This window comes from Roseisolibacter agri, from assembly GCF_030159095.1.
Lineage (GTDB): Bacteria > Gemmatimonadota > Gemmatimonadetes > Gemmatimonadales > Gemmatimonadaceae > Roseisolibacter > Roseisolibacter agri.
The window spans coordinates 959,242-974,208 of sequence record NZ_BRXS01000001.1; the positions used below are offsets into that span (position 1 = coordinate 959,242).

The window sequence follows — 14,967 nt, forward strand, 5'->3', positions numbered from 1 at the left end:
GGGAGCAAGCTGGCGCCGGGGCGCGGCGCGTCAATCGTGCGGCCGGCCGCGCGCGCGATAGATTGGCCCCCAACGGTCGCGCGGCCCCTCGCCGAGGCCGCTCCTCCCTCCGCCGTCCCTCCCTCCGCATGGCCAAGCGCGTCCTCATCGTCGAGAGTCGACCCGCCGCGGCGGACGAGATCGCGGCGCGCCTGTCGCGTCTGGGCTACGCGGTGGAGGCGGTCGCGGACACGGTGGCGCGCGCGGCGTCGCTCGCGGCCGAGCGCGTGCCGGACGTCGCGGTCGTCGGCGGGGAGCTCGGCGATCCGGTGGACGGCCCGTCGGCGGCGGCGGCGATCCGCCTGGCGCGTCCGATGCCGGTCGTGCGCCTGCTGGGGGCCGATGCCGCGGTGGAGGCGGCGGGGCGCGAGGACGCGGCCCTTCCCGGCCCGCTGGACCTCGTGCTGCCGTGCACCGACCGCGAGCTGCGCACGACGCTGGAGCTCGCGCTCTGCCAGTACCACGGCGCGCGCGCGACGCACGACCTGGAGCGCTTCTTCGCCGTGTCGCAGGACATGTTCTGCTTCCTGGACTTCAGCGGCTACTTCCGCCGGCTCAACCCGGCCTGGGAGCGCACCCTCGGCTGGACGCGCGAGGAGATGATGGCGCGGCGGTTCATCGAGTTCGTGCACCCGGACGACCGCGAGCGCACGCTGCAGCAGAACGGCCAGGTGCGCGGCGGCGGCATGGCGCGCGGCTTCGAGAACCGCTACCTGTGCCGCGACGGCTCGTACCGCTGGCTGCTGTGGAACTCCGCGCCGTCGACCAACGACCGGACCATCTACGCCGTCGCCCGCGACATCACCGCGCGCCGGGCGGCGGAGGACGAGCGCGCGCGCCTGATCGCCGAGCTGCAGGCGTCGCTGGCGGAGGTGCAGACGCTGCAGGCCATCCTCCCCATCTGCTCGTACTGCCGCCGCATCCGCGACGACAAGAACTACTGGGACTCGGTGGAGAGCTACCTCGCGCGGCACACGCGCACGCGCTTCAGCCACGGCATCTGCCCGCACTGCATGGCGACCGAGGTCGAGCCGCAGCTCGCGAAGCTGGAACGGGAGTGACCGTGCGGCGTCAGGCCGGCGGCGCGCCGCCGACCGAGCGCGCGATGCTGATGCGCACGCTCTTGGAGGTCGGCGTGTTGCTGCGGCGCGCGGTGCTGCGCACGGGCACCAGCGCGTTGCCTTCGGGGAAGTAGGTCGCGGTGCAGCGGCGCGGGATGGCGTACGGCACGACGAGCCAGTGCGGCGCGGTGCGCGTCTCGCCCGCGAAGTGGCTCGTGAGGTCCACGAGGTCGCCCTGCGCGAGCCCCGCGTCCGCCATGTCGTCGCGGTTCATGAAGACCACGCGCCGGCCGCCGAAGACGCCACGGTAGCGGTCGTCGAGGCCGTAGACGACCGTGTTGAACTGGTCGTGCGTGCGGATGGTCATCATCAGGTACTGGCCCGCGGGCAGGTCGTGCCGCGGGATGTCGTGTACGGTGAACCTCGCCCTGCCGATGCCGTTGTTGAACTTCCGCTCGTCGCGCACGGCGTTGTACAGGTACCACGGCCCGCGGCGGATCCGCGCGTTGAAGTCGTCGAAGCCGGGGACGACGCGCGCGATGTGGTCGCGCACGCGGTCGTAGTCGTCGGCCAGCGCGCTCCACGCCACCGTCGTGCGGTCGCCGAGCGTCGCCTGCGCGAGGCGGGCGACGATGCGCGGCTCGCTCAGCAGCTGCTCGCTCGCGGGCGGCAGCACGCCGCGCGACGGGTTGACGATCCCCATGGAGTCCTCGACGGTCACGAACTGCTCGCCGCCGGGCCGCACGTCGTGCTCGCTGCGATCGAGGCAGGGGAGGATCAGCGCCTGCCGGCCGGTGACGAGGTGCGCGCGATTGAGCTTGGTCGCCACGTGCGCGGTGAGCCGGCAGCGGCGCAGCGCCTCCGCGGTGAAGCCGGTGTCCGGCGTCGCGGAGAGGAAGTTGCCGCCCATCGCGACGAAGACGCGGATCGTGCCGGCGTGCATCCGCTCGATCGTCTGCACCGTGTCGGCGCCGTGCGCCCGCGGCGGCGCGAAGCCGAACTCCGCGCCCAGCCGGTCGAGGAAGGCGTCGGGCATCTTCTCCCAGATGCCCATCGTGCGGTCGCCCTGCACGTTGCTGTGGCCGCGCACCGGGCACGCCCCCGCGCCGGGGCGGCCGAGGTGCCCGCGGAGCATCAGGAAGTTGGCGACCTCCTGGATCGTGTCGACGGCGTTGCGGTGCTGCGTGAGGCCCATCGCCCAGCAGCAGATCATCCGCTCCGAGCGCATCGCGATCGCCGCCGCCTCGCGGATCTGCGCGCGCGACGCGCCCGACTGCTCGACGATGACGTCCCACGACGCCGCGCGCAGCCCGGCGATGAACGCTTCGTAGCCGACGGTGTGCTCGCGGATGAAGACCTGGTCGAAGACGGTGCCCGGTCGGGCGTCCTCCTCCGCCAGCATCTCCTTCATCACGCCCTGCAGGAACGCCACGTCGCCGTTGATGCGCACCGGCACGAACAGGTCGGTGAGCGGCGTCGCGCGCCCCAGCAGCACCGGGATCGCCTTCAGCGGATGGCTCAGGTGCTGCGGGTTCGCGAACGCCGTCGTGCCGACCTCCGGCAGCGGGTTCACCGTGACGATCGTGCAGCCGTTCGCCTTCGCCGCCTGCAGCGACGTCAGCATGCGCGGATGATTGGTTCCCGGATTCTGCCCGAAGATCCAGATCGAGTCCGCCCGCTCGAAGTCCTCGAGCGTCACCGTCCCCTTGCCGACGCCGATCGCCTCGTTGAGCGCCTCGCCGCTCGACTCGTGGCACATGTTGGAGCAGTCGGGGAGGTTGTTGGTCCCGTACTGCCGCACGAACAGCTGCCAGAGGAACGCGGCCTCGTTGCTCGTGCGCCCCGAGGTGTAGAACGCCGCCGCGTCGGGCGTGTCGAGCGCGTGCAGCTCCGCGGCGATCAGCGCGAACGCCTCGTCCCACGTGATGGGCGCGTAGTGTGTGGCGCCCTCGCGCAGCACCATCGGGTGCGTGAGGCGGCCCTGCGCGTTGAGCCACTGGTCGCTCTGCCGCGACAGCTCGAGCACCGAGTGCGCGGTGAAGAAGTCGGGTCCGACGCGCTTCCTCGTCGCGGCGTCGGCGACGGCCTTCGCGCCGTTCTCGCAGAACTCCGCCGTGTGGCGCGCGCCGTTGGGGCTGGGCCACGCGCAGCTCTGGCAGTCGAAGCCGTCCACCTGGTTGACGGCGAGCAGGGTGCGCACGGTGCGCACCGGTCCCATCTCGCGCAGCCCCCAGCGCGCGGTCTGCACGACGGCGGCGACGCCCGCGGCGACGGTGCTCGCCTTCCCGACGTGCGGGTGCTCGGTCTCGGGCGGCGTCTGTGCGCTCGGCAGCTCCGGCGTCTCGTCCATCCTCACTCCGTGCGGATGCGCGCCGCACCCGCGTAGACGTTGAAGCGCTGCTGGCGCACGAAGCCGACGAGCGTCGCGTCGTACGCGCGCGCCGTCTCGACCGCGAGGCTCGACGGCGCGCCGACCGCGGCGAGGACGGGGATGCCGGCGGCGAGCGCCTTGTGCACCAGCTCGAAGCTCGCGCGCCCGCTCACCAGCAGCACGCCGTCGTGCATCGGCAGCGCGCCGTCGAGGAGCAGCCGACCCACCAGCTTGTCGACCGCGTTGTGGCGCCCGACGTCCTCGCGCACGCACCGCAGCCGCCCATCCGGCGTGAACAGCGCGGCGGCGTGCAGCCCACCCGTGCTCGCGAAGACGTCCTGTGCGGCGCGCAGCGCGTCCGGCAGCGCGTGGATCGTCGTCGCGTCCACGATGGGATGCGCGGCCGGGAGCGCGATCGGTCGAGCGGCCGCGAGCGCCTCCAGCGACGTCTTGCCGCACACGCCGCAGCTGGAGGTCGTGTGGAAGTGGCGTTCCAGCCGCCGCAGGTCGACCGGTACGCCGGTGCGCAGCGTGACGCGCACGGTGTTGGCGTCGAGGGCCTCGGGCGCGCGCAGCAGCTCGTCGGCGTCCGCGAGGATCCCTTCGGCCCAGAGGAAGCCGAGCGCGAGCTCGACGTCGTGGCCGGGCGTGCGCATGGTGACGGCGACGCTGTCGGTGACGCGCCCGCCGTCGCGGTCGTGCGCCAGCTCGATCAGGAGCGGCTCCTCGACCGCGAGCAGGTCGTCGTCCGCCCGCGCCTCGCGCGCGCCCTCGACCCGCCGCACCTCGTGTCGCGCGACGCCGGGCGCCGCGCCGGCATCCGCCACGCGCATGCCGCGAGATAGGCCGCGCGCACGAGGGTGTCAATCGCGCCGCTGGCCGACCGCTGATTGACACCGTCGCGGCCGGCCGGCAACTTCGCGCCAACCACCCGTTCGGCGAGGTGATGGATGACCCGCGCGACCCGCGACCGCGCCGTCCTCGTCGAGGCGGCGGCCCGGCTCCACTTCGGCGTGCTCGACCTGCGCGGCGCGCTCGGGCGCCGCTTCGGCGGGATCGGCGCCTCCGCGCCGCTGCCGACGCTGCTCGTGTCGACGGAGCTCACCGACGGCGGCACCGTCGACGCCGTGGGCGAGGACGCGACGCGCGCGCTGGACGCCGCGCGCACCTTCCTCCGTCACCACGGCATCGCGCGCGGCGCGCACGTCCGGGTGCACCGGGCGCTGCCGATGCACGCCGGGCTGGGGTCGGGGACGCAGCTCGCGCTCGCGGTGGCGCGCGGGCTGGCGGAGCTGCACGGTCTCGACACCGCCGCGCCCGCGCTCGCCCGCGCGCTGGGCCGGGGGCGCCATTCGGCCATCGGCACGATGCTGTTCGACGCCGGTGGACTGGTGCTGGAGGGTGGCCGGCGCGTGGACCGCGACGATCCCGCGCCCTTCCTCGCGCGGCTCGCGATCCCGACGGAGTGGCGCTGCGTCGTCGCGCTGCCGTCGGTGCCGCGCGCGGGTGGCACGATCGAGGAGCTGCCCGCCGACCTCCCGCCCGCGCGCGAGGTGGAGCGCGTCGCGCACCTGGTGCTGATGTCGCTGCTGCCCGCGCTGGCGGAGGGCGACCTGGCGACGTTCGGCGGCACGCTGACGGAGATCCAGCAGCTCACCGGCCGCTGGCTGGCCGCGGCGCCGCACGGCGCGACCGCGGCCGACGCGAGCAACGACCTCGTGCCGGCGATGCTCGACTGGGGCGCCGCCGGGGCGGGGCAGAGCGCGCGCGGCCCGACCGTCTTCGGCGTCGTGGGCGGCGCGGAGGCCGGCGCCGCGCTGGCCGCGCGCGTGCGCGACGCGATCGGTCCGGACGGGATGGTGTGGGAGGGGCCGTTCCGGAACGTCGGCGCGCGCGAATGGAGCGCGCCCGCCGCCGCGCCCGTCGCCGCGACCGCGGTCGCGGCGACGGGCTGAATCCGATCGCTCAGCCGCCGAGTGCGCGCACGGCGTCCCCCACGCGCGCGATGGCGGCGTCGAGGTCGGCCTGCGCGCTCGCGAACGAGAAGCGCAGCCGCCCCTCGCCGCGCGCGCCGAACGCGCGCCCGTCGATCGCCGCCAGGCCATGGTCCTCGAGCAGCCGGTGCGCCAGCCCGCGCGACGTGCCGCCGGTCCGCGCGAGGAGCGCGCTGAAATCGGGGAAGACGTAGAACGCGCCCGCCGGCGTGGGGCACCGCACGCCGGGCAGCGCGTTGAGCCCCGCGACGAGCAGGTCGCGCCGCGCGCGGTACGCGGCGACCTGCGTCGGCACGATGTCCTGCGGCCCGGTGAGCGCCGCGATGCCGGCCCGCTGCACGAACGGCGGCACGCACGTGTGGCCGTTGATGGCGAGCGTCGTCAGCGGCTCGACCCAGCGGCGCGGCGCGACGAGGTAGCCCAGGCGGTAGCCCGTCATCGCGTACGTCTTGGAGAAGCCGTCGATCAGCAGCGTGCGCTCGCGTGCGCCCTCGTGCACGGCGATCGTCGGCGCGCGGCCGCCCTCGTAGACGAGCCGCGAGTAGATGTCGTCCGTCACCACCAGCAGGTCGTGCCGCTCCACCAGCGCCGCCAGCCGCGCGGTCGCCGCGTCGTCGAGCGCGCCGCCGGTGGGGTTGTTGGGCGAGTTGAGCACGAGGACGCGCGTGCGCGGCGTGACGCGCGCCTCGATGTCGTCCACGTCGGGCGCGTCGTTCGCGTCGACGCCGTAGCCCACCGGCATGCCGCCCGCGAAGCGCGTCACCGACGGATAGATCGGGAAGCCGGGATCGGGCACGAGCACCTCGTCGCCCGGCGCGATGGTCGCCAGCATCGCGTAGAACACCGCCGTCTTCGCGCTCGGCGTCACGATCACCTGGTCGGCGTCGGCCGCGACGCCGCGCGACTGCACGTCGGCGGCGATCGCCTCGCGGAGCGCGGGCAGCCCCACCGGCGCGACGTAGCGCGCGTCGCCCTCGCGCAGCGCGCGGACCGCGGCCTCGGTGACGTGCGGCGGCGCGTCCACGTCAGGGGCGCCGAGCTCCAGGTGCACGATGCGCCGGCCCATGCGCTCGAGCTCCGTGGCGCGGCGGAAGACGTCGAGCGCGCCCTCGCCGGAGAGCTGCGCGAGGTGGGGCGCGAGGCCGGTGTCGGAGCGCGGGCGCTCGACGAGGACGGGGCTGGACATGCGGGGGATGCGCGGTGGGGAACGGAGCGTCAGAGGCGTCAGAGCAGGCCGCGAATCCAGCCGCCGTCGACCGGGACGTTGGCGCCGGTGGTGTAGCTGGCGCGCTCGGAGCAGAGGAAGGCGACCATCGCCGCGAACTCGCGCGGCTCGCCGAGCCGAGCCATCGGGATCTGCTGCTCCCAGACGGCCACCTCGGCGTCCGCGGACGTGCCGCGCAGCTGGGCGTTGCGCGCCGCCAGCTGGTCGACGCGCTGCGTGCGCGTGTAGCCGGGCAGCACGTTGTTCACCGTGACCCCGAACGGCGCGACCTCGTTGGCGAGCGTGCGCGCGAAGCCCGTGACGGCGGCGCGCACGCTGTTGGAGAGGATCAGGTTGTCGACGGGCTGCTTGACGGCGATCGACGTCACGTTGACGATGCGCCCCCAGCGCCGCTCCTTCATCCCGGGCAGCACGGCGCGCGTCAGGTTGACGACGCTGTCGAGGTTCGCGCGCACGGCGTCGCGCCAGGCGTCGGCCGAGTGGCTCTCGAAGGGGCCCGCCGGCGGGCCGCCGGTGTTGGTCACCAGCACGTCGATGCGCCCGAATTCGCGCAGCCCGGCCGCGACCACGCGCCCGACGTCGGCGGGCTCGCTGAGGTCGGCCGCGACGTCGACGACGCGCACGCCCGGATGCGCGGCCCGGATCGCATCGGCGGCCTCGCGCAGCGCGTCGGCGCCGCGCGCGCACATCACGAGGTGCGCGCCCTCGGCCGCCAGCTCCTCGGCGATCGCGCGGCCAAGGCCGCGGCTCGACGCCGCGACGAGGGCGACCTTCCCAGTCAGTCCGAGATCCACGAGCGAGTTCTGGTTGGAGGGTGGTCGCGATCCGGCGGGGTCGCGGTCCCTGAGCATAATCACTGCGTGAGTCACGGGCCGGTCCGCTAGCTTCACCGGCTTCCACCCGGCGATCACGCGCTCACCATTCCCGATGCGTCTCTCCCGCCTGCTCACCCCGCTGCTCGCGCTTGCCCTGCCGCTCGCCGCCTGCAGCGACGACGACGCCACGACGGCGCCCACGACCTTCACCAGCATCGAGGCGACGACGTTCGCGCCGTCGCTCGGCGTCGACGTGTCGGCCTCGGGCTGGACGAAGACGCCGACGGGGCTCTGGTACCGCACGCTGGCGAGCGCGCCCGCGACCGCCGCGACGGTCGCGAACGGGCAGCGCATCTCGGTGCGCTACACGGGGTGGCTGTCGAACGGCACGCAGTTCGAGTCGTCGACGTACACCTTCAACCTCGGCCGCGGCGAGGTGATCGCCGGCTGGGACCAGGGGATCGTCGGCATGCGCGTGGGCGAGCGGCGACAGCTCGTCATCCCGCCCTCGCTCGGCTACGGCAGCCGCGCCAACGGGCCGATCCCGGGCAACTCGGTGCTCGTGTTCAACGTCGAGGTGCTTCCGTCGACGTGAGCGGCGCGGATCAGCGGTCGTCCGACACGTCCGGCTCGCCGAAGTCGAACGCGTCGGACGGCACTGTCTCCAGGCGCGGGGCGCCGCGCCCGTCGGGGGAGGGCGTGACGCGCACGAGCACCTCGTCCTCGCCCGCCGCGCGCAGGCGGAGGTACGCCGTCCCGTCGCCCACGTGCGGCGCGAGCCGGCGCTCGAGCAGGCGACGCGCGGCGCTCAGGAACGACGGCGCCTTGATCGTCCCGTGCGCGTCGCTGCGGCCGCCGCCGAGCCGGTAGCGGTAGGTGAGCCAGCTCCCACCGCGCGTCTCGTCGTCCCCGTCGGCGTCCTGCTCGTCGCGGCTCACGCGTTACGCGTCCTTGCGGTGGAAGTACGTGTCGGTGTGGTCCAGCCAGTCCTGCCGCGGCGGCGAGAAGATGTCCACGTCGAGGGTGTCCTCCAGCGCGCGCGCCTCGTGCGGCACGTTCGACGGGATGTGCAGCACCTCGCCCGCGCGCACGATGATCTCCTCGGAGCGGTCGGCGCCGATGTAGAAGTGCAGCGCGCCCTCGAGGATGTAGGTGATCTGCTCGTTCTCGTGCGAGTGCTGCGGCACGAGGCTGCCCTTCGTCAGGTAGACGTGCGCGAGCATCATCCGGTCGCCCGTGATCAGGCGGCGCGAGATCTCGCTGGTGACGGTCTCCTTGGGCATGTCGGACCAGCGGAAGAAGCGGACGGACGCGTCGGTCGGCATGGCGCGGGAAGGGGCGCGGGGTTGGGTCGCACGAATGCGGCGGACAGCGCATTCTAGCCGACGCGCGCGGCGACGGAACGCTGGCCGTGGGCCGCGGCCCTCGCTTAGGCTTGGTGGGCCCTGCCGATCCTCCATCCGCCGCCCCGACCGCCCGTGCCCATCGTCCGCGCCGAGTCCGACGCGCAGATCCTCGCCACCTGCCGGGTGATGCGGCAGCTGCGCCCGCACCTGCCCGAGGGCGACGGCTACCTCGCCGTCATTCGGACCCTGATGGCCGACGACGGCTATCGCCTGGCCGCGGTGGTCGAGGACGGCGAGGTGCGCGCGGCGGCGGGCTACCGCATGCACGGGACGCTCTACGCGGGCCGCGTGCTGATGCTCGACGACCTCGTGAGTGACGAGACCGAGCGATCGCGTGGCCACGGCGCCGCGCTGCTGGCCTGGCTGCGCGACGAGGCGCGCGCGCACGGCTGCCGGGAGCTGCACCTGCTCTCGAACACCGTGCGCGAGCGGGCGCACCGCTTCTACTTCCGCGAGGGGATGGCGATCCAGTGCTTCCACTTCCGCGCGGTGCTCTGAGCGCATGACGACGGTCCCAGGGCCGACGCTCGCGGCCTTCGCCGGCGTGGCGCTCGGCATGGCGCTCTCGCCGGGCCCGAACATGATGTACCTGGCGTCGCGGTCGGTGTCGCAGGGGCGTCGCGCGGGGCTCGTGTCGCTCGGCGGCATCGCGGTCGGCTTCGGGATCTACCTGCTGCTGACGGCGTTCGGCATCACCGCGGTCGCGATGGCGGCGCCGCTCGCGTACGACGTGCTGCGCATCGCGGGGGCGGCGTACCTCGGATGGCTCGCGTGGCAGGCGCTGCGGCCGGGTGCGCGCTCGCCGTTCGAGGTGCGCGCGCTCGCGCCCGACTCGGACCGGCGGCTGTTCGTCATGGGGCTGCTCACCAACCTGCTGAACCCGAAGGCCGCGGCGCTCTACCTGTCGCTGCTGCCGCAGTTCGTGCGGCCCGGCCGTGGGAGCGTGCTGGCGCAGAGCCTCCAGCTGGGCGCGGTGCAGATCGCGGTCAGCATGATGGTCAACGGGACCGTGGTCTGCACGGCTGGCGGCATCGCCAGCTTCCTCGGCACGCGACCACTGTGGGCGCGCGCGCAGCGCTGGCTCATGGGCACCGTGCTGGGCGGCCTCGCGCTGCGCATGGCGCTCGACGGGCGGCGCTGACGGCACGGCGCGCCACCCATCCTCCACTTCCACACGGAGCCGCAGATGAAGGTCGCCGTCGTCGGCGCGGGACAGGTGGGCAGCTCGGCCGCGTACGCGCTGGTGCTGCGCGGCGCGGCGTCCGAGGTGGTGCTGGTGGACCAGGACGAGCACCGCGCCGCCGCGCACGCGGAGGACATCCTGCATGCGACGCCGTTCTCGTCGCCGGTGCGCGTGCGGTCGGGGCCCGCGGGCGCCGCGGAGGGCGCGGACGTCGTCGTGCTGACGGCGGGCGTGGCGCAGAAGCCCGGCGAGTCGCGGCTCGACCTGCTGCAGCGCAACGCCGACGTCTTCCGCACGATCGTGCCGCAGGTGCTGCGCGCCTCGCCCGGGGCGATGCTGCTCGTCGCCACGAACCCGGTGGACGTGATGACGCAGGTCGCCGCGCGCGTGGCGCACGAGGTCGCGGGCACGCCGCCGGAGCGCGTCATCGGCTCGGGCACGATCCTCGACACGGCGCGCTTCCGCGCGCTGCTCGGCGAGCAGCTGGACGTCGCGCCGACCTCGGTGCACGCGTACGTGCTGGGCGAGCACGGCGACTCGGAGGTGCTGGCGTGGTCCAGCGCGCGCGTCGGCGGCGTGCCGCTGGCGGCGTTCGCGGACGACCCGCGCTGCGCGGTGACGGACGCGGTGCGCGCGCGGGTGGACGAGGGCGTGCGCCGCGCGGCGTACCGCATCATCGGCGGGAAGGGCGCGACGTGGCACGGCATCGGCGCCGGGCTGGCGCGGCTGGTGGAGATCGTGCGCGCCGACGAGCGCACCGTGATGACGGTCAGCACGATCACGCCGGACGTGGAGGGCGTGCCGGAGATCGCGCTCTCGCTGCCGCGCGTCGTGGGGGCGCAGGGCGCGCTGCGCACGCTGGCGCCGGAGCTGGACGACGCCGAGCGCGCGGCGTTGCGCCGGAGCGCGGCGATCCTCAAGGAGGCGGCGGACGCGCTGGGCGTCTGATGTCGCGCCGGACCCGAACTACAACGGCAGCAAGGATGAGAATCTGAGAAGGTCTGATAACGACGGAGAGCTCCGTGAGGGTGCGAGATACATCGCGGCACGCGGAGCCCTCCGTCGTTATCCGACTTTATCCGATCTTCATCCTTGCATTGCCGTTCGGGTCCGGCGCGCCCGGATCGCTCACAGACCGTCGCGCCGATAGAGCGCCACGCGCAGCCGCGCGACCTCGCGCGCCCACGCCCACGTCCAGTCGCCCGCGAGCGCCGCGGCCTGCCGCGCGACGTCGTCGGTGAGCGCGCCCCAGCCCAGCCGCGCGCGGCGGCGCGCATGCCCCAGCTGCCAGAAGGGGACGAGGTCCGCCAGCGCGACCAGCGCCGCGACGCGCGCCTCGTGCGGCGGCGCGGGCGCGGGCAGGGGACGCTCCTCGCGCACGTGTCCCGCCGCCGCGTGCGCCAGCGCCACGCGCCGCGCCACGCGCCGCTGCTCCGCGCTCGCCTGCGACGAGCGCACCAGCACCGCGCGCCCGTACAGCGCGGGCGTCACCACCACCGCGCAGGTCGCGCCCAGCGGCGCCTCGTGCACCGCGAGCGTGAAGCGCCGCAGCAGCGCGAGGATCGCGTCGTCGTGCACGGGCGCGAACAGGTCGTCGTAGCCCGAGCCGGCGGTCTGCAGCGCGCGCACCGTGCGCACGACGTCGTCGAGGACCTGCACGTCCTCCGGCGGCATCGGGCCGCGCGGCCGACGCGGCGCATCGAGCGTCGCATCCTCCACGACGGGCGCGGTCGCGAGCGGCGCGCCGCGCACGCGCGCGCGCAGCGCGTGCAGCTCGCGCGGCACCGCACGCCCTGCCGCCTGCGCCCCCCGCTCGGCCGCGTCGAGCACCGCCAGCCGCGCGGCGCGGCCCCACGGCGCCGCGTCGTCGATCGCGAGCACCGTCCGCTCCAGCAGCTCCGCGGTGGAGCGCGGCGCGGGCGCGTGCTCCTCGACGACCGCGGCCGGCGCGGCTGCCGCGCCCTCCTCGGACGAGGCGAGCATCGGCGCCGCCTCGGGCCCCAGCAGCGCGCGCAGCCGCGTCCGGTCCAGCCCCAGCGCCCCGCCCAGGGCGTCGCGCTGCGCCCGGTCGAGCGCGCCCGGCGCGGCCAGCGCCGCGCGCAACGACGGCGTGTCGAGGCCGAGTGCCGCCGCCACCTGCCGCACGTCGAGCTCCCCGGCCTCCTCCGCCGCGTCGAGCAGGCGGAGGAGCGGCGGGGCCTCGTCGGCGTCGTCGGACGCGGGGCGGCGCGGGCGGGTGGCGATGGCGGGCATGCGGGTCGGAGGCTCCGAAAGGTGACTGTCGGGGTCTCTTCGGGCAACGCCCCGTCCGCCGGCTGCGTAAGCCCCGCGCAGGTCACCGGGCCGTCGTCGTGCCGGTCGCTGCCTTAGAATCCCCGCCGACCCCCTCCACCCCCACCCGGAGCCTCCCCTGACCCGCCGCTCGCTCCTCTCCCGCGCCACGCCGCTCGCGCTGGCCGCCCTCGCCGCCGCGCCCTTCGGTTCGCGCGCCGGCGCGCAGACCATCCCCGTCGCCGACCAGGTGCTGCCGCGCCTGTGGACGGCCGGCATGGACAGCTCGCAGGTCGTGCCGCTCCTGCAGACGCTCACCGACTCGATCGGCCCGCGCCTCACCGGCACGCCGGGCATCCAGTCGGCGCACGACTGGCTCGTGAAGACCTACGCCGGCTGGGGCGTGCAGGCGAAGAACGAGCGCGTCGGCACCTGGAAGGGGTGGCGCCGCGGCCCGTCGCACGTCGACCTGATCGCGCCGCGCGTCCGCACGCTCGAGGGGACGATGCTGGCGTGGAGCCCGGGCACGAACGGCCGCGACGTCAGCGGCCCGGTCGTGATCCTTCCCGACGTCGCCGACAGCGCGGCGTTCGCGGCGTGGCTGCCGCAGGCGCGCGGCAAGTTCGTGCTCGTCTCGCAGCCGCACCCCACCTGCCGCGCCGACGACAGCTGGGAGCGTGCCGCGACGCCGCAGACGCTCGCCCGCGTCCGGAAGGAGCGCGACTCGATCCGCACCGCGTGGACCGATCGCGTGCGCAAGACGGGCCTCAACCTCTCGCTCGGCACCGGCACGCTCGGGCTCGCGCTGGAGCGCGCGGGCGCGCTCGGCGTGGTCGCGTCGCTGTACCAGGGCGGCTGGGGCGTGAACAAGGTCTTCTACACGCGCAACGAGCGCGCGCCCGCGCTCGACCTGAGCTGCGAGGACTACACGCTCGTGTACCGCCTCGCGGAGCGCGGCCAGGGCCCGCAGCTGCGCGTGCGCGGCGACGCGCAGTTCACCGGCGAGGTGCCGACGTTCAACACGGTCGCGACCATCCGCGGCAGCGAGAAGCCCGACGAGTACGTCGTGCTCTCCGCGCACCTCGACTCGTGGGACGCGGGCTCGGGCGCGACGGACAACGCGACCGGCACCGTCGTGATGGCGGAGGCGATGCGCCTGCTGGCGAAGGCCTATCCGCGCCCGAAGCGCACGATCGTCGTCGGCCACTGGACGAGCGAGGAGCAGGGCCTCAATGGCTCGCGCGCGTTCGTCGAGGACCACCCCGAGGTGGTGAAGGGGCTGCAGGCGCTGTTCAACCAGGACAACGGCACGGGACGCATCGTCAACGTGTCGCCGTCGGGCCTGGTGGGCGCCGGCGAGGCGTGGGGCCGCTGGGCGTCGCGCCTGCCGAGCGAGCTCACGAATCAGATCCAGTACCGCTTCCCGGGCTCGCCGTCGGGTGGCGGCAGCGACAACGCGTCGTTCATCTGCGCGGGCGCGCCGGCGTTCGGCCTCGGCTCCGCGCCGTGGGACTACGGCACGTACACGTGGCACACCAACCGCGACACGTTCGACAAGATCTCGTTCGACGACGTGAAGGCCAACGCGACGCTGGTCGCGATGCTCGCGTACCTGGCGTCGGAGGATCCGCAGACGACGTCGCGCGAGCGCGCGGTGCGCATCGGCGACGTGGCGCGCGGGACCGCCGGCCAGTGGCCGACGTGCCAGAAGGCGATCCGCCGCTGGGCGGACTACACGCGCTGATCCCGGTCGACGCGGGATGACGGAAGCGGGCGGCGCACCACATGGTGCGCCGCCCGCTTCGCTTCACCGCCGCGCGGCGCCGAGCGCGCGGGGCACCACGACGCCCGGACGGCTCGGGTCGACCTCGTCCGACGTGGCGCGATGCTGGAGCGCGTGCAGCGCCTCGTGGTAGCCGTGCAGCGTGCCGACGTCGACGTAGGTCGCGCCGGCGCGGACGGCGCGGGCCGCGTTCCCCTCGGCCAGCCAGGCGTTGACCAGCGTGCCGACGTACTCGTCGGCGCGGTCGCGGCGCAGCCAGAGCGCGTGCAGCTCGGCGAGCATGCGGCCGGTGAGCTTGAACGCGCCCCATACCCACTCGGTGCGCGGCGCGGGCTGTTTGACCTGGATCTCGACCACGCGATCGTGCGCGTCCGTGAGCACGGCGTCGAACACCTCGGGATGCGCGACCGGGAAGAGCAGGAACGAGAAGGCCCCGTCCGGGAGCGCGCGGAAGCCGTCGGCCGGGAACCAGATCGTGTCCGGCAGCCCCACCAGCACGTCGTCCGCGGGCGCGATGAACGGGAGCGCGCGGAAGAGCGCGTCGCAGAGCCCGGCCGGCTGCGGCTGCACGGTGAAGCAGACGTGCGCCGAGCAGGCGGCGCCACCGTAGTAGGCCAGGATGTCGGCCTTGCCAGGCGAGACCACGAAGCAGAGCCGCGTCGCGCCGCCGCGCACCATGCGCTCGACGAGGTACTCGCTCACGGCGCGCGGGCGCTCGGTCCCGTTCTCCATGCGACTGCCCACGGGCAGCAATTCCTTGGAGAAGGCGAGCGGCTGGATGCGCGAGCCGTGGCCCGCGGCTGGGACGATCCCCCACAT

The 14,967-nt window shown here is 74.6% G+C and carries 15 protein-coding genes; 7 read left to right on the top strand and 8 right to left on the bottom strand.

Annotation, left to right across the window (positions count from 1 at the left end):
• Nucleotides 1-128 precede the first annotated feature (128 nt).
• Entirely contained in the window at nucleotides 129-1,100 is a 972-nt protein-coding gene (locus tag rosag_RS03950) for a PAS domain S-box protein (RefSeq protein WP_284348732.1), read from the top strand.
• A gap of 10 nt (nucleotides 1,101-1,110) precedes the next feature.
• Here rosag_RS03950 and rosag_RS03955 read toward each other — a convergent pair whose 3' ends face one another.
• Entirely contained in the window at nucleotides 1,111-3,450 is a 2,340-nt protein-coding gene (locus tag rosag_RS03955) for an FdhF/YdeP family oxidoreductase (protein ID WP_284348733.1), read from the bottom strand.
• Nucleotides 3,451-3,452: 2 nt separating this feature from the next.
• Nucleotides 3,453-4,304: a formate dehydrogenase accessory sulfurtransferase FdhD gene (gene fdhD / locus rosag_RS03960; protein ID WP_284348734.1), complete on the bottom strand. Its 852-nt coding sequence runs from the start codon at nucleotides 4,302-4,304 to the stop codon at nucleotides 3,453-3,455.
• 117 nt (nucleotides 4,305-4,421) lie between these two features.
• Between fdhD and rosag_RS03965 the strand changes: the two genes are divergently transcribed.
• Entirely contained in the window at nucleotides 4,422-5,426 is a 1,005-nt protein-coding gene (locus tag rosag_RS03965; protein ID WP_284348735.1) for a beta-ribofuranosylaminobenzene 5'-phosphate synthase family protein, read from the top strand.
• A gap of 10 nt (nucleotides 5,427-5,436) precedes the next feature.
• Here the strand turns inward: rosag_RS03965 and rosag_RS03970 are convergent, their stop codons facing one another.
• Nucleotides 5,437-6,651, bottom strand: a complete 1,215-nt coding sequence (locus rosag_RS03970; RefSeq protein WP_284348736.1) for a pyridoxal phosphate-dependent aminotransferase — start codon at nucleotides 6,649-6,651, stop codon at nucleotides 5,437-5,439.
• A 38-nt stretch (nucleotides 6,652-6,689) separates the two neighbouring features.
• Entirely contained in the window at nucleotides 6,690-7,484 is a 795-nt protein-coding gene (locus tag rosag_RS03975) for an SDR family oxidoreductase (protein ID WP_284348737.1), read from the bottom strand.
• Nucleotides 7,485-7,617: 133 nt separating this feature from the next.
• Between rosag_RS03975 and rosag_RS03980 the strand changes: the two genes are divergently transcribed.
• Nucleotides 7,618-8,100 (top strand): FKBP-type peptidyl-prolyl cis-trans isomerase, encoded by a 483-nt coding sequence (locus rosag_RS03980; RefSeq protein WP_284348738.1) that lies wholly within the window; start codon nucleotides 7,618-7,620, stop codon nucleotides 8,098-8,100.
• 10 nt (nucleotides 8,101-8,110) lie between these two features.
• Here the strand turns inward: rosag_RS03980 and rosag_RS03985 are convergent, their stop codons facing one another.
• Together rosag_RS03985 and rosag_RS03990 are read right to left on the bottom strand one after the other, a co-directional pair.
• Nucleotides 8,111-8,443: a hypothetical protein gene (locus rosag_RS03985; RefSeq protein ID WP_284348739.1), complete on the bottom strand. Its 333-nt coding sequence runs from the start codon at nucleotides 8,441-8,443 to the stop codon at nucleotides 8,111-8,113.
• A 3-nt stretch (nucleotides 8,444-8,446) separates the two neighbouring features.
• On the bottom strand, nucleotides 8,447-8,830 hold the full coding sequence (locus tag rosag_RS03990) for a cupin domain-containing protein (protein WP_284348740.1): 384 nt from the start codon (nucleotides 8,828-8,830) through the stop codon (nucleotides 8,447-8,449).
• A gap of 153 nt (nucleotides 8,831-8,983) precedes the next feature.
• On the opposite strand from rosag_RS03990, the gene rosag_RS03995 reads away from it, so the two are divergent.
• Genes rosag_RS03995 through rosag_RS04005 form a run of 3 tightly spaced genes read left to right on the top strand, consistent with a single transcriptional unit; the run spans nucleotide 8,984 to nucleotide 11,042 of the window.
• Entirely contained in the window at nucleotides 8,984-9,409 is a 426-nt protein-coding gene (locus tag rosag_RS03995) for a GNAT family N-acetyltransferase (protein ID WP_284348741.1), read from the top strand.
• Between the two features lie 4 nt (nucleotides 9,410-9,413).
• The gene (locus rosag_RS04000) at nucleotides 9,414-10,052 is read left to right on the top strand and encodes a LysE family translocator (protein ID WP_284348742.1); all 639 of its coding nucleotides are present in this window, start codon (nucleotides 9,414-9,416) and stop codon (nucleotides 10,050-10,052) included.
• Between the two features lie 45 nt (nucleotides 10,053-10,097).
• Nucleotides 10,098-11,042, top strand: a complete 945-nt coding sequence (locus tag rosag_RS04005; RefSeq protein ID WP_284348743.1) for an L-lactate dehydrogenase — start codon at nucleotides 10,098-10,100, stop codon at nucleotides 11,040-11,042.
• Nucleotides 11,043-11,222: 180 nt separating this feature from the next.
• On the opposite strand, the gene rosag_RS04010 is transcribed toward rosag_RS04005, so the two are convergent.
• A complete protein-coding gene (locus rosag_RS04010) occupies nucleotides 11,223-12,347 on the bottom strand; it encodes a hypothetical protein (RefSeq protein ID WP_284348744.1) in 1,125 nt (374 codons plus the stop codon).
• 295 nt (nucleotides 12,348-12,642) lie between these two features.
• On the opposite strand from rosag_RS04010, the gene rosag_RS04015 reads away from it, so the two are divergent.
• The gene (locus tag rosag_RS04015; RefSeq protein WP_284348745.1) at nucleotides 12,643-14,109 is read left to right on the top strand and encodes a M20/M25/M40 family metallo-hydrolase; all 1,467 of its coding nucleotides are present in this window, start codon (nucleotides 12,643-12,645) and stop codon (nucleotides 14,107-14,109) included.
• A 63-nt stretch (nucleotides 14,110-14,172) separates the two neighbouring features.
• Here rosag_RS04015 and rosag_RS04020 read toward each other — a convergent pair whose 3' ends face one another.
• Nucleotides 14,173-14,967 carry a sugar phosphate nucleotidyltransferase gene (locus rosag_RS04020; RefSeq protein ID WP_284348746.1) on the bottom strand — a complete coding sequence of 265 codons (795 nt, stop codon included), beginning with the start codon at nucleotides 14,965-14,967 and terminating at the stop codon, nucleotides 14,173-14,175.

Coding starts and splice junctions, on each gene's coding strand:
- rosag_RS03980 (WP_284348738.1), top strand. CDS start 7,618: ATGCGTCTCTCCCGCCTGCTCACCCCGCTGCTCGCGCTTGCCCTGCCG.
- rosag_RS04015 (WP_284348745.1), top strand. CDS start 12,643: ATGGACAGCTCGCAGGTCGTGCCGCTCCTGCAGACGCTCACCGACTCG.
- fdhD (WP_284348734.1), bottom strand. CDS start 4,304: ATGCGCGTGGCGGATGCCGGCGCGGCGCCCGGCGTCGCGCGACACGAG.
- rosag_RS04020 (WP_284348746.1), bottom strand. CDS start 14,967: ATGTGGGGGATCGTCCCAGCCGCGGGCCACGGCTCGCGCATCCAGCCG.
- rosag_RS03965 (WP_284348735.1), top strand. CDS start 4,422: ATGACCCGCGCGACCCGCGACCGCGCCGTCCTCGTCGAGGCGGCGGCC.
- rosag_RS04010 (WP_284348744.1), bottom strand. CDS start 12,347: ATGCCCGCCATCGCCACCCGCCCGCGCCGCCCCGCGTCCGACGACGCC.
- rosag_RS03955 (WP_284348733.1), bottom strand. CDS start 3,450: ATGGACGAGACGCCGGAGCTGCCGAGCGCACAGACGCCGCCCGAGACC.
- rosag_RS04000 (WP_284348742.1), top strand. CDS start 9,414: ATGACGACGGTCCCAGGGCCGACGCTCGCGGCCTTCGCCGGCGTGGCG.
- rosag_RS03970 (WP_284348736.1), bottom strand. CDS start 6,651: ATGTCCAGCCCCGTCCTCGTCGAGCGCCCGCGCTCCGACACCGGCCTC.
- rosag_RS03950 (WP_284348732.1), top strand. CDS start 129: ATGGCCAAGCGCGTCCTCATCGTCGAGAGTCGACCCGCCGCGGCGGAC.
- rosag_RS03990 (WP_284348740.1), bottom strand. CDS start 8,830: ATGCCGACCGACGCGTCCGTCCGCTTCTTCCGCTGGTCCGACATGCCC.
- rosag_RS04005 (WP_284348743.1), top strand. CDS start 10,098: ATGAAGGTCGCCGTCGTCGGCGCGGGACAGGTGGGCAGCTCGGCCGCG.